This is a genomic window from Catenibacterium sp. CAG:290, from assembly GCF_000437715.1.
In the GTDB taxonomy this organism is placed as follows: domain Bacteria; phylum Bacillota_I; class Bacilli_A; order Erysipelotrichales; family Coprobacillaceae; genus Catenibacterium; species Catenibacterium mitsuoka_A.
On record NZ_FR898871.1, the window covers coordinates 1 to 13284 of the forward strand.

Here is a 13284-nt window from a genome sequence, read left to right on the forward strand (position 1 = left end):
AAGCATCTCGGTCGCCAAACTTTCGATGCCTATCCTTTTTTCTTTCTATAGATTTATTTGACCTTAAGAACATGATAAATGATTTATGAAATAAACAAAACAGATACCAGAAAACTGCCCCTAAAAAGTTGACAGCATAAAAGCAAAGCCAGGAGTTCATACCCCTGACTTTTTTAAAACTTGAGTAAACCCCAAGTCTATTTAGTTACTCAACTATTATAGTTCAGGCTTTTTTGTTTGCATCCACAAAACCAGATATAAAAATCACCATGTTATATTTTTGCCAGATAAAGGGAGGAGAATGCATATGAATAGGTATTAAGAATAAATTCAATCGTACGAATAATAATGTACTTGCAAAATGTGGTATTGAACATACAAACTCTCACTTAGCGACTGCATTACGTACAATTGTGGTACTTATCTTCTCATGGATCATGGTAGGAATAGTTGGCTCATTTGATACAATCCACACAATCACCCATAAGACATTTCTATTCTTAATTCTTTCTGGAATATCTACTGGAGCGAGCTGGTTATGTTACTTTAAGGCGTTACAATTAGGTAATATCAATAAAGTTACAGCTATCGATAAGACAAGTGTTGTATTGACGATTATTCTTTCTCTTATATTCTTTAAAGAAAGTGTCACACAATATAAGATCATAGGTATGATCATTCTTACAACAGGTACATATTTAATGGTAGAAAAGAAGGAAGATAATAAACAGATAAATAATGCCTGGTTACTTTATGCTGTGCTTTCAGTTATTTTTGCAAGTTTAACGACTATACTTGGTAAGATAGGAATCACAAATATTGAAAGTAACCTAGGAACAGCTATTCGTACAAGTGTTGTACTTATTATGAGCTGGATTGTGGTCTTTGTAACACATAGTCAAATGAATATGAAAAGTATTCCTAAGAAAGAATATCTCTTTATTGTATTATCAGGACTTGCAACAGGTGGTTCATGGTTATGTTTCTATCATGCCCTACAAAGTGGACCAGCAAGTCTAGTCACTCCTATAGATAAGCTCAGTATTCTTTTTACTGTATTATTCTCTTATCTTATTTTCCATGAGAAACTCTCTAAGAAATCATTGCTTGGATTAATACTAATAGTATCTGGTACCTTGGTTATGCTTCTCTAACAAAAGTTACACTACTCTAACTTTTTTGTTCACAAACCTCCTTTGTAGTGTTATTATTACAGTGTTAGATATAACTAACAATAGGAGGAGACGAATATGAAAGACTTATTCAAAAACAAATTATTATGGTCATTTGTAGGTGGTGTTGCTGCCACTGTTGCAGGCAGTAAGTTTGCAAAGAGTGACTGTGCAAGAAAAGCTGCAGTAAAATCAGTTGCGACTGGTATGCAGTTAAAGGATCAGGCACTTGCATCATATGATACAATTGTAGAAGACGCAAAAGATATCTATGCTGAAGCTAAAAGCAAGAAAGAAGCAAAATAGGAAATAGTCATTTCCTATTTTTTAGGTGATAAGAGAATGTTAGAGTATCAGATTGTACATGACATACCAGGACGTATGAGAATACGTTATGGACGTTATCGCTTTTCTAGAAATAAGGCACTAGCCTTACATTTCGCATTATGTAAATGGGATATGGTTGAATCAGCCGATGTCAATGAAAGAACAGGTTCTATTTTGTTCACTTACAGTGAAGAAAAAAGAGCTGCTTTGATTGACAAAATCAACTCTTTAGATATCCCTCACTTTGATGATGCACCCTATGAAAAGATCATTAAAGAAAACAAATATCTTATAGATCACCGTGATATCAATGATCAATACATTGGTAAATTCACCGCAATCATCGCAAGAAGATATGCTTCTAAATGGTTTTTACCATTACCAGTAAGAAACGTATTAACTATTTATCATACAATTCGTTATGTAAAAGAAGGACTTAATTCTCTTGTACATAAACGTATTGATGTACCAGTACTTGATGCCACAAGTATCTCTGTTTCTTTATTATCAGGACAATGGGGTACAGCACGTAATATCATGTTCTTATTGAATATCTCTTCATTACTTGAAGACTATACAAAGAAAACAACATCATTACAGCTTAAAGAAACATTGTCTGTTAATATTGATAAAGTATGGGTATTAGAAGAAGGAAAAGAAAAACAGATTCCTACAACTCATTTACAGAAAGAAGATATTGTAGTCGTACAGACAGGTTCTATGGTTCCAGTAGATGGTGAAGTAGTAAATGGTGAAGCCATGATTAATGAATCAAGCTTTACTGGTGAACCATTAAGTAAGATGGTTAAACAAGGAAGTTCTGTTTTTGCAGGGACTGTTGTAGAAGAAGGAAAGATTTATATCAAGGTAAGAAATCTACAATTAGAAAGCCGTATTAATAAGATTGTAGATATGATTGATACAAACGAATCACTTAAAGCAGGTATCCAGTCTGGTGCTGAACATTTAGCTGATGCGATTGTACCTTATAGTTTTGTAGCTTTCTTTGGATTACTTCTTGCGACAAGAAATCTTACACGCGCTTCTTCAGTATTACTTGTAGATTATTCATGTGCAATTAAGCTTTCTACATCTATTTCTATTATTAGTGCAATGCAGGAAGCAGGACGCCATTCTGTTATGGTTAAGGGTGGTAAATACCTAGAAGCAATGGACCAGGCAGATACAATTGTCTTTGATGAAACAGGTACCCTTACAAATGCGCAGCAATTTGTACAGAAAGTGACACCAATAGGTAACTATACACGTGATGAAGTATTACGTATTGCAGCTTGTTTAGAGGAACATTTCCCACATAGTGTGGCTGATGCGATAGTAAAACAGGCATCACTCGAACAATTACATCATGAAGAAGAACATGCTGAAGTGAAGTATATTATTGCGCATGGTATTGCGACTATTTATCGTGATCAGCGTGCTATTATCGGTAGTGATCATTTTGTATTTGAAGATGAACATATTACTAAAACAGAAGAAATAGAAACACTCATCAATAACTTACAAAGTGAAGGTGCCAGTTCTTTGATATTCCTCGCAATAGGAGGAGAACTCGCAGGTATTATTTCTATTTATGATCCACTTAAACCAGAAGCAAAAGAAACTATTATGAATCTAAGACGTAGTGGTTTTAAGAATATTATTATGTTGACAGGTGATAGTGAGAATGCAGCTAAGCATATTGCGGAAGAACTTAATATTGATGGTTACTTAGCAGGTGTATTACCTGAAGATAAAGCAAACTATGTCAAAAAATTAAGAGATGAAGGACATAAAGTTGTTATGGTAGGGGATGGTGTTAATGATACCCCAGCCTTATCTTGTGCGGATGTATCTATTTCCTTACAGGATAGTTCAGATATCGCAAGAGAACTTGCAGATGTTACATTAACATCTTCTTCACTAGAAGAAATAGTCGTATTTAAACAGTTATCAGCATTATTAATGAAACGTATTAAACGTAACTATACAAGAATAGTTACTTTAAATACTGGATTAATATTATTAGGTATGTTTGGTATTTTACCAGCAAGTACAACATCACTTATTCATAATGGTTCAACATTTGTCTTTGCGATGTCATCTTCTACATCATTATTAGAAAATTGATGTATAGCCCCGTTCTGGGGCTTTTTTATTTCCTAGGAAAAGAACATATGTCAACTCAAGTTGACATGATAGTTGGTGGAGGTAACTGATCTTTAGGCCTACTCTTGTAGAGGCACTATTCATAGAATTTTAATACGTCGTGAGCAAGAATTTCACCACTTCTAAAATAGGGGGATTGCGGTAAACACGGCGTTTCGTTTTGCCATTATTATCAGCTTAAAATGTGCATTAAACATAGTCATAAGGTGATAGATGATGTGATTTCAAATTGTCTCAGGGAGATGTTTGAGAATCTATCTATCAAAATTTAGTATAAGGCATATAGGCTAGGGATTAGTCGAATATAACGCTTGTAGACATCATTTAGTCTTGACGGTAGTGTAAGGTTGCTAGCCAGTCAGTGGTGGTTGAAGCAAGAATTCCTGACTTCTAAGTGAAGCGTAAGTCGTGGTAGTTCGCAATGATATTGTTGCATATCCATTTTTTGACAAAGCTGCAAAGTGTTGGTTAACTTTGTATAAATAAGTCTTATAAGTTGCTTGGAATATAGGAATTTCTCGTTAAAATAGTAAAAATGAGATTGTGACACCACTGGTGTCACAATTCGGAAGGTGGAATATTTGTATGGGTAATGATTTGATGTCGGCAGCTAGATTAATCCATATAATTGAGGAATCTAGACAAAATGCATTAAAAAAGTAAATGAGTTCTTAAGCAGGGGAATGGAAAACACTTCGTATGGCGATTCATATATAGATGAGATTTCAAGAGAGATACATGAGATTTATCTAGTGGTATCGGATAAGCAGATGAAATCGTAAATACTGTCAATCCAAATCCAGTATGTGCAAGTGGCACGGACTTAGCAACAATATGATAGGGAAGCTGTAGAATCACTTGAATGTATACAAGAAAAAGAGCCTGTCTAATAATAGACAGGCCAGACAAAAAGGAAAATATATTATGAAAAAAACATTCTATAAGTATACTAATAAATTCCTGATATCAATGCAAATGAATACAAAAAAACAAATAAAAAACTTTAATTAAAACCCCTTATAAATATTATGTTATACAAACTAAAAAAGCCTGGCGAGATGAGCATCTCAATAGGCTTTTTTGTTTAAGGAGTGCGCTTAATATCAATTAAGTTCCTCTATGATTATTGTAGAAAACTCTTTATTCAAATTCAATAAAATTCAAAAAACTAGAAAAAATTATAGTTTCATTGATAGGTAGAACTTATCTACATAGTTGTTCATAATCGCAATATTGAGTTCTTCCTTGTATTTACTATTATTGATAGTTTCAATAAGAGCTTTGTTTCTTTGATTTAATTGTTCAATGACTTCTTTACTAGGTATATGATTGGATTTAGAAGAATTATGACTCTTAGAAGTGAGTACAAGATTCCAGATATCATCACTATACATGAATGACCAAGGAATCACATGATCTACACTAATATCATCCATATCTAATTCATCACCTGTATAGAAATCAATCGGTTTATTCATATTCTCTAGTAATATGTTTTTATATTTTGTAAGGTTATTTCTTCTAATCTGATTATCAGAGATACCCTTTACCTTAGATGTAATACGTGGCGCATTATTGAACTTCTCTAATAACTGTGCCCATTTATAATTGAGTAATTGTGATAAGACAAAACCATATTCTTTCAGCAACAATACCTGCTCTTTGTTGATGGAGATGTAGAGATAATCCTTATTGAGTACATAAAGATCCTTTTTCTCTTTATTCAGATTCATAAAACGCCAGGATACATCATCTTTTAACTTTCTTGCACACTTCTTCAATACACTCTTATAGAAGTCTTGTTCTTTAGTAAGTTCTTCTTCAGCTTTATCAAACCAGATAGGAATAGAAGACCCTGTTAATTCTTTATACTTATCAATAAGTAAATCAACCTGTTGAACAATGACAGGTTTCTTTTTAATGTTTGATCCTTGTCTTAGATTAAAGAAGAATGTCTGATTCCAGTAATACTTCACCATCTTATGAGCTATTGCATCAAAGGTAATCACATTATTTTCTTCAATGTGATTAAGAGTATATACATTTTCAAGAATAGCACGACCCCAGGCTAACTTATATGTATTATCATTATTCATATACTCAATTACGTCAAGCCAATCCTGTATATACTTATTCATATGAATCCTCTACATATTCCAGATAGATTTTCTTATCGAAGGCACCATTACTATGTGCCTTCTTTTCTTTGATAGAAAGTACTTCTTGATGATCAATATGAAGTGTATTCTCTAATGCTTCTAATACTTCTAATACATCAGCTATCTCTTTCTTAATATCTTCACCTTCAGCATTCATTACTTCATGACATTCCTCCAATAACTTGCTTTTTAAACATTTGAGATACTCTTCATCATTGAGTATTCTTGTTGCACAAGTCTTATAATCATTTTCTATGATTTCAGGAATACGATCTCTAATTAGCTTGTTGTAGATATGCTTCATTGGAATCACCTCTTCACTAATCATACAACGAATAAAACAGATATAAAAGCATTGGTGATGATACGATCATCATCTTTTTAAATACGCGAAATTTACATCTTCTCTAATGGAAAGGAGATTCGTAGTGTGGGTATTGCTATCACGTTTACGTGATAGCGTATTCTCAAGTTACGAGGATGTAAAAAGTGTTTAAAAAGATTGATGAAGTGAGTAAGTTATCAGGAGTCAGTAAGCGTACATTACAATATTATGATGATGAAGGTATATTACCTGTTAAGCGCTCAAAGAATAATTATAGACTCTATGATGATGAGACTATGGAAAGACTATGGGAAATATTATGGTATAAAGAAATGGGATTTGATTTAAAAGGAATCAAACTGATTCTAGAAGGAATGAAGCAGGAAACTGTAATAGAAGAGAAAGTAAATAAAATCAATAATACGATAAGAGTATTAGAGGAACAAAAGAAAGTAATAGAATTTATACAGAGATATTCTATTCCAGCAAAGAGTGAAGAGAATAATAAGACTTATAAAGATCAAATTAAACAAATAAGACAAGAACAAGGTATGTAGGAGGGAAGAACTTATGAAAATTAGTAAAATGATTGATGATGTTAAAGATGGTATTGATGAAGCAAGAGTGAAAGTAGTTAAAGCAGTTGATGATGCAGAGTTAGATAAGCATGCTAAGGAACTAGGCGATGTTGCAGTAGGCAAAGCAAAAGAACTAGGAGATACTGCATCAGAAAAAGCCTATGATGTTGCAGTAAAGATGGATGAAATGAAACGTCAATGGGATTTGAAAAGACTGAAACCAATCTTCTCTGAAGATTTAAATGGTATGCAATATTCACGACTTGTGAGAATTGTAGAAAGAGATAAGAAGTTTGATATAGAAGTATGTAGAGGATCAATTGGATATTGGGCTACCTGTAAGGGTGAGAGATGGGTGAATATCTTTAAAGATTCAGTCAATAAGTTTGGGTTGAATTTCTATCCTTACGAAGAGGTTAATTTCTATTATGTAGATCCTACTGATAAAGATAACTATATTGTGCTAGATGAATATTTTGATCGTTTGAAGCAGGCTCGTGTGAATGAATTACAGAAGATTGCGCAGGATTTAGGTGCAAAAAAATTCAGAGTTACTTATATGAGAGAAAAATCTTCACTTATTAAGAAGAAATGGAATGGAAAAGCAGATGGAAACGCTAAAGATGGAGATGGTACAGTGTCAGCTGAAGTTGATAAACTAGCAAAACAATATGATAAAGTAGAGATTGAAGCTGAAAATAGTTTTCCAGGACATGAGCCAGCTGAACCTCATGTAAGATATCTGAAGTATGATCAGAATGTTCAAAACTTAATAGATATGCGTATGGATACTAAGGGACCTATAAACCATCAGACACTAAGTATCAAATTAAGCAGTACATCAGGTTTAAAAGAAAATGATGCTGCAAAGCTTGATATGATATTGAAAAGTTTGAAGATGGCTGGAAATACAACTGTATTAAGTGAAGTACAAAATGAAGAGAAAAGTATTTTAAAGTATGAAATAGAGTTTTAAGGTAAAGGACCTAGGTTGATTCTAGGTCCTTTACTTATGGTATTTCCATATTCAAAACAACTATTTCTATATGTTATAATATGGTTAATCGGTGGTAGTACTATGAATGCATACTTAAAAATAGATAGTTATACTGCTACAGAAAAGCTAATAGCTGGCTATATCCTACAATATTCTACAGTTGCTATTATCCGTTTTCCAATCTACTAAAGAAGAGAAGTAAATCAAATATGAATACAGTCTTATAAATATAGATACACTATTGGAGGAATATCAATGAAGATAGCAGTTGTACAAGCAAGTTCACAAGTATCAAAAAATGAGCTGCTTTATAAATATACAAAGAAATATGCTAAAGATGCAGAAGTTATTAATCTTGGATGTTTTGTAGATGAAGATGAAAACTATACTTATGTTGAGATTGCATTGTTGATTGGAATACTCATAAACAGTCATATAGTTGATTTTGTTGTGACTGGATGTTCTTCAGGACAAGGGATGATGCTTGCTTGTAATAGTATGCCCGGTGTTTTATGCGGGTATGTTCCAACTGCGAAAGATGCTTATTTATTTGCACAGATCAATAATGGAAATGTAGTATCTTTACCTCTTGGAGAAGAATATACATATACAGGTGAAAAGAATTTAGAGGAAACAATCAAAGCATTATTTTTAGAACCATTTGGTGGTGGATATCCTAAAAGCGAAGCAAAAAGAAAGGTTGCGGATGCTAAAAAACTAAAAGAAATAAAAGCAAAATCACAAATTGATTTTGAAATGTTTTTGAATAAGTTAGATCCAGATATGGTTAAGAAAGTAAAACATAAAATGCACAATAGTTTTAATTTGATAGATACAAGTAATGTAATTAAGATTATTTAAAATAGTTCTCAATCCCCTCTTTGGGGGATATTTTCATATTCAAAACAACTCTTTTTATATGTTATAATATATTTAATCGGTGGTAGTCCTATGAATGCATACTTAAGAATAGATAGTTATACTGCTACAAAAAGCTAATAGTGATTATATACTACAAAATTCTGCAACAGCTAATATCCGTTTCCCAATCTACTAAAGAAGAAAAACCACAAGAAGTAGAGTGGAGCAGTTTTTGCATTTGTTATGTTTGCTTCATTTGCTAATTTTAGAGAAGGCGAAATTTCTATTACATTTATATTGGTTGCAGCTATTTTTATCGGTCAGCAAGTATATGAAGGTATTGCAGTTCAGAATAATATTTCAAATATGGCGCATATTGTCGGTGGTATAGTTGGTGCAATAATTGGATATGGGTTAAATGTGAAATGAATAAGGGGTGTTGATATGAGAAAAGTAATCATACTGCTTCTTTGCTTGGTATTAGTAAGCTGCGGTACAACAAATAAATCAAAAAGTACAACTGAACACACATTAGAAAATAGTTTCTTTGGAGTTAAGAAAAAGGTAAAAGAAAAGTTGATTTATAAAAAAGATAAAAGTATTAATTCTTTTTTGAATAAATATAACGAAATTAATGATCCAGATATTACCAGTGATATGGTAAGTATGAAAAAACTTGAAGGAAAAGATGAGCCTAGTATAGTTGATATATCAAACGAGAAATTAGGGATATGGATACAACGTAAAAACATGTTTGGGAATAAAATGGCTGTTGGTATTCTAAATAATTCCGATAATGTGACTAATGACGATCTCAAAGAACAATTCCAAAAGTATTCAAAGGTATTTGATGATAGTTTAACTAATAAAGAAATAGATGAATATTGGGATAAAATGTTATCGGGTAAGAATAGAGGAAAAAAGTTAAAAAACATAAAGGTAAAAAGAATTATATTCTATGGTAAAGTGATATATTTAATTCTTGAAGGGAAAATATAATTTGATAAGAATAATAAACAAAAAATCATAAGAAGGACAATGAAATAGGTTGAATCTTGGTAATCTTTTTAAGCACTGATTAAAATGATGTGAACAACTTAATTATGATGTTTTCTATAAAAAGTTGAAAACTGAATTTTTGACAGTATAAAATGGCAAGTACGGAAACCTCATGATTTCCAATCCCCCTCTCTAGGGGATATTTTCTTATACAAAACAACTCTTTCTATATGTTATAATAAGGTTAATCGGAGGTGATCTCATGAACGCATATTTAAGAATTAAAGAATACAATGATAGCTATACTGCAACAGAAAAGCTTATAGCTGAATACATACTAGAAAATGATATATTACAGGATTCTGCACAGGCACTAGGTGAAAAGACAAATACCTCTGCAGCTGCTATTATCCGTTTCTCAAAGAAAATAGGTTTTAAAGGCTTCAGTGATTTAAAGATGAACTTAGCTCAATCTACTAAAGAAGAAGAAAAACAAGAAGTAGATCTCATCTTTGAACCAGAAGATAATATCAGTACATTAGTAGAAAAAGGCTGTAGATTAAATATGAACACAGTCTTAAAAACATACCAGTTAATAAACATAGATACACTAGAAGCATCAATAGACTTACTCAATAATGCTTCTACTATCTATCTCTTTGGTGTAGGTGGTTCATCAGTCATTGGTTTAGATATCTACCAAAAACTCATGCGTATAGGTAAGAAGGTGATCTATAACGCTGATCTTCATGTACAGATGACCTTTGCCCAAAGCATGGATCAAAATGATGCAGCACTTATTATCAGTTACTCAGGTTCTACAACTGGTTTAGTAGATGTTGCTAGAGTGTTACATGAGAAACAAATACCATTTATCTCTATTACACAGATCAACTCTAATCCAATCTCTAAACTAAGTACCTATTCACTTAAAGTACCAAGTGAAGAAAAAGCCTTGCGTATTGGTGCAGTCTCTTCTCGTATCTCTTCATTTGTGATAACTGACTTATTGTACTATGGTGTATTTAAGAAGAACTTTGAAGAACATAAAAAGAATCTCATAGATTCTAAAGACAATGTCTCTATACTCAAAAAGTAGACTCATATTTCACTATGAGTCTTTTATTTTAGAAATAACGTTTCGTTTAATATGAAATATACTTGAAATAATATTTCAGCAAGTCTATAATGATATTGGAAGGAGGGAACAAGAATGAACTTAAATAACTTAGATACAGAACAGTCAAATCCTGATTCATTACATATAGATGAAATGTCTACGATAGATATTCTTACTACTATTAATAATGAAGATCAGAAGGTGGCTTTAGCTGTAAGAGACGTCTTACCGCAAATTGCAGATGCTGTTGACTGTATCTATCAACAGATGAGTCAAGGTGGCAGACTGATTTATATTGGCGCTGGTACATCAGGGAGATTAGGTGTACTAGATGCATCAGAGTGTCCTCCTACTTATGGTGTTGATCCTCGTCTAGTACAAGGATTAATCGCCGGTGGGAACATCGCACTCACAACTGCAATAGAAGGTGCAGAAGATTCTCAGGAACTCGCTGTAGAGGACTTAAAGAATATCCACTTAACAGACAAAGATGTTGTATGTGGTATTGCAGCATCAGGCAGAACACCTTATGTCATTGGCGGACTTCAATATGCGCGCACACTAGGATGCCAGACAGTTTCTATCTGTTGTGTTCACAATGGGGAAATATCAAAATACTCCCACTATCCAATTGAAGCAATTACAGGTGCAGAAGTCGTGACTGGCTCTACAAGAATGAAGGCAGGTACTGCACAAAAACTTGTCTTAAATATGCTTTCTACATCTGTAATGATCAAAAGAGGAAAGGTCTATAAAAACCTTATGGTTGATGTACAGCCTACCAATGAAAAACTTAAGATCAGAGCTGTCAACATTGTCTCACAATCTTTAGATTGTTCTGAAGAAGAATCAATTACACTATTAACTAAGTGTCACTACAATGTAAAGATTGCGATTCTATCTGGTTTAACAGGTAAAGATGAAAAAGAATGTGAAGAAGCTCTTCTTAAAAACAATGGAAATATCAGTAAAACTGTAAAAAGTAATCTATAGGAGGATGTGAGATGAATAAGTACATTGTAAAAAATCAAAACAATAAACAAAACAAGAATGTCTTTGGTATGACGGATTATGATATCCCTATGTTTGGTTTCAAGAGTGCTTTACTTATTCTTGTTTCTACAATGTTGTCACTTATCATCTGTGTCAATGGATTCACTTATCTCCACATCGACTTCAGACTCCCTAATGCTCTAATTAGTGGTCTTGTATGTGGACTCAGTGTAGCTTATTCCCAGTATTTCATTGAAAGAAAAGAAGGATTATGTAAAAACTTCTATCTTGTAACAGGTCTCTTCTCTTTGATGGCCTTTGTATTAATATTAATGATTAAATAATAGGAGATTAAATTATGTTCGATGCAATTACAAATGTCATTGAGGGTAAATTGGCGGGTCCATTAGAAAAACTCTCTAATCAAAGACATTTACGCGCAATTCGTGATGGTATTATTGCGACATTACCAATCATCATCGTCAGTTCATTATTAATGGTTGTTGCTTTTTCTTACAACCAGATGCCTGCAGACTGGGCACTCGCAAAATTCATTAAAGCAAATGCAGTCGCAATTCTTTTACCTTATAGAATGTCAATGTATATCATGACACTCTATGCTGTATTTGGTATTGGTTACTCTTTAGCTAAATCATATGATTTAGATGGTTTAAGTGGTGCAATCATGGCAGAACTTACATTCCTGCTCACAGTTGTACCAGCATCTATTCCAGATGTCACAGACTCAATCGCAGCTCTTGCTACTAAGAATGCTGAATTAAATGCATTCTTACAGCAGTTACCATCTGGGTATGTTATTCCTGCAGAACACTTAGGTTCAGCAGGTATGTTTATTGGTATTATTTCTGCATTTATTGGTGTAGAAGTATATCGTTTCACACAGGTGAAAGGATTAAAGATCACTATGCCTGCAGCCGTTCCACCTGCAGTCGCAAGATCATTTGAATCATTGACACCTACTATTATCATTATCTTAGGTATTTCTACACTCACTATGTGGTTAGGTGTAGATGTTCACAGCATTGTAGGTGACCTTATTAAACCTTTAGTCAATGCGACTGATACATTACCTTCTACATTACTCATTATTTTCTTAATCATGTTCTTCTGGTCATTTGGTATTCATGGTGACTCTATTGTCAGTTCACTTGCTAGACCAATCTGGTTAATTCTATTAGATCAGAATACTGCAGCAGTTGCAGCAGGTAAGACTGCCACTCATATTGGTGTAGAACCGTTCTTACAGTGGTTTGTTCATATTGGTGGTTCTGGTGCTACTTTAGGACTTGCGATTCTATTCTGTTTTGCAGCTAAGAGTAAATATGGTAAAACACTCGGTAGAACAACTATCCTTCCTTCGTTGTTCAATATCAATGAACCAATGATCTTTGGTGCACCAATCGTATTAAACCCAATGTTGTTAATTCCATTTATTTTAGTCCCATTAGTTCTTGCAACTATTGCTTGGATTGCAACAGCTATGCATTTAGTAAACTGTGCAGTGACTATTGCCCCTTGGACACTTCCTGGCCCAATTGGTGCATATCTTGCATGTGGTGGTGACTG

The 13284-nt window shown here is 33.2% G+C and carries 13 protein-coding genes and 1 pseudogene; 12 read left to right on the top strand and 2 right to left on the bottom strand.

What is annotated here, in order from left to right; translation table 11 throughout:
• The first annotated feature begins 317 nt into the window (after positions 1 to 317).
• The 3 genes from QVO42_RS10185 to QVO42_RS10195 all read left to right on the top strand — a co-directional run bounded on the left by QVO42_RS10185 (position 318) and on the right by QVO42_RS10195 (position 3626).
• A complete protein-coding gene (locus tag QVO42_RS10185) occupies positions 318 to 1154 on the top strand; it encodes an EamA family transporter (RefSeq protein WP_288164383.1) in 837 nt (278 codons plus the stop codon).
• Between the two features lie 96 nt (positions 1155 to 1250).
• Positions 1251 to 1478, top strand: a complete 228-nt coding sequence (locus tag QVO42_RS10190; protein WP_022425998.1) for a DUF6110 family protein — start codon at positions 1251 to 1253, stop codon at positions 1476 to 1478.
• 36 nt (positions 1479 to 1514) lie between these two features.
• Positions 1515 to 3626, top strand: a complete 2112-nt coding sequence (locus tag QVO42_RS10195; protein ID WP_022425999.1) for a heavy metal translocating P-type ATPase — start codon at positions 1515 to 1517, stop codon at positions 3624 to 3626.
• 1217 nt (positions 3627 to 4843) lie between these two features.
• Here the strand turns inward: QVO42_RS10195 and QVO42_RS10200 are convergent.
• Both QVO42_RS10200 and QVO42_RS10205 read right to left on the bottom strand, forming a co-directional pair.
• A complete protein-coding gene (locus QVO42_RS10200) occupies positions 4844 to 5803 on the bottom strand; it encodes an HNH endonuclease domain-containing protein (protein ID WP_022426000.1) in 960 nt (319 codons plus the stop codon).
• Positions 5796 to 6128, bottom strand: a complete 333-nt coding sequence (locus QVO42_RS10205; RefSeq protein ID WP_022426001.1) for a nucleoside triphosphate pyrophosphohydrolase — start codon at positions 6126 to 6128, stop codon at positions 5796 to 5798. The genes QVO42_RS10200 and QVO42_RS10205 overlap by 8 nt, the downstream gene beginning before the upstream one ends.
• 185 nt (positions 6129 to 6313) lie before the next feature.
• Here QVO42_RS10205 and QVO42_RS10210 point away from each other — a divergent pair, with 185 nt between their 5' ends.
• The 9 genes and pseudogenes from QVO42_RS10210 to QVO42_RS10250 all read left to right on the top strand — a co-directional run.
• The gene (locus tag QVO42_RS10210; RefSeq protein WP_022426002.1) at positions 6314 to 6706 is read left to right on the top strand and encodes a MerR family transcriptional regulator; all 393 of its coding nucleotides are present in this window, start codon (positions 6314 to 6316) and stop codon (positions 6704 to 6706) included.
• Positions 6707 to 6719: 13 nt separating this feature from the next.
• Positions 6720 to 7703 (top strand): hypothetical protein, encoded by a 984-nt coding sequence (locus tag QVO42_RS10215; RefSeq protein ID WP_022426003.1) that lies wholly within the window; start codon positions 6720 to 6722, stop codon positions 7701 to 7703.
• Between the two features lie 276 nt (positions 7704 to 7979).
• Complete coding sequence (locus tag QVO42_RS10220) at positions 7980 to 8585, top strand: RpiB/LacA/LacB family sugar-phosphate isomerase (RefSeq protein WP_022426005.1); 606 nt, start codon at positions 7980 to 7982, stop codon at positions 8583 to 8585.
• A 231-nt stretch (positions 8586 to 8816) separates the two neighbouring features.
• Positions 8817 to 9014: pseudogene (locus tag QVO42_RS10225) on the top strand (rhomboid family intramembrane serine protease); the annotation flags it as partial.
• Positions 9015 to 9029: 15 nt separating this feature from the next.
• Positions 9030 to 9584, top strand: coding sequence for a hypothetical protein (locus QVO42_RS10230; protein WP_022426007.1), 555 nt, complete (start codon positions 9030 to 9032; stop codon positions 9582 to 9584).
• Positions 9585 to 9846: 262 nt separating this feature from the next.
• Positions 9847 to 10683, top strand: a complete 837-nt coding sequence (locus tag QVO42_RS10235) for a MurR/RpiR family transcriptional regulator (protein WP_022426008.1) — start codon at positions 9847 to 9849, stop codon at positions 10681 to 10683.
• A gap of 114 nt (positions 10684 to 10797) precedes the next feature.
• Positions 10798 to 11697, top strand: a complete 900-nt coding sequence (gene murQ, locus QVO42_RS10240) for an N-acetylmuramic acid 6-phosphate etherase (RefSeq protein ID WP_022426009.1) — start codon at positions 10798 to 10800, stop codon at positions 11695 to 11697.
• A gap of 11 nt (positions 11698 to 11708) precedes the next feature.
• Complete coding sequence (locus tag QVO42_RS10245) at positions 11709 to 12041, top strand: hypothetical protein (protein WP_022426010.1); 333 nt, start codon at positions 11709 to 11711, stop codon at positions 12039 to 12041.
• A 14-nt stretch (positions 12042 to 12055) separates the two neighbouring features.
• Positions 12056 to 13284: PTS sugar transporter subunit IIC (locus tag QVO42_RS10250; protein WP_288164380.1), on the top strand; the 1229-nt coding region annotated here is incomplete at its 3' end.

What these genes read in the sequence shown, in the direction of transcription:
- QVO42_RS10215 (WP_022426003.1), top strand. Translation starts at nt 6,720, where the DNA reads ATGAAAATTAGTAAAATGATTGATGATGTTAAAGATGGTATTGATGAA.
- QVO42_RS10195 (WP_022425999.1), top strand. Translation starts at nt 1,515, where the DNA reads ATGTTAGAGTATCAGATTGTACATGACATACCAGGACGTATGAGAATA.
- murQ (WP_022426009.1), top strand. Translation starts at nt 10,798, where the DNA reads ATGAACTTAAATAACTTAGATACAGAACAGTCAAATCCTGATTCATTA.
- QVO42_RS10190 (WP_022425998.1), top strand. Translation starts at nt 1,251, where the DNA reads ATGAAAGACTTATTCAAAAACAAATTATTATGGTCATTTGTAGGTGGT.
- QVO42_RS10245 (WP_022426010.1), top strand. Translation starts at nt 11,709, where the DNA reads ATGAATAAGTACATTGTAAAAAATCAAAACAATAAACAAAACAAGAAT.
- QVO42_RS10200 (WP_022426000.1), bottom strand. Translation starts at nt 5,803, where the DNA reads ATGAATAAGTATATACAGGATTGGCTTGACGTAATTGAGTATATGAAT.
- QVO42_RS10230 (WP_022426007.1), top strand. Translation starts at nt 9,030, where the DNA reads ATGAGAAAAGTAATCATACTGCTTCTTTGCTTGGTATTAGTAAGCTGC.
- QVO42_RS10220 (WP_022426005.1), top strand. Translation starts at nt 7,980, where the DNA reads ATGAAGATAGCAGTTGTACAAGCAAGTTCACAAGTATCAAAAAATGAG.
- QVO42_RS10205 (WP_022426001.1), bottom strand. Translation starts at nt 6,128, where the DNA reads ATGAAGCATATCTACAACAAGCTAATTAGAGATCGTATTCCTGAAATC.
- QVO42_RS10235 (WP_022426008.1), top strand. Translation starts at nt 9,847, where the DNA reads ATGAACGCATATTTAAGAATTAAAGAATACAATGATAGCTATACTGCA.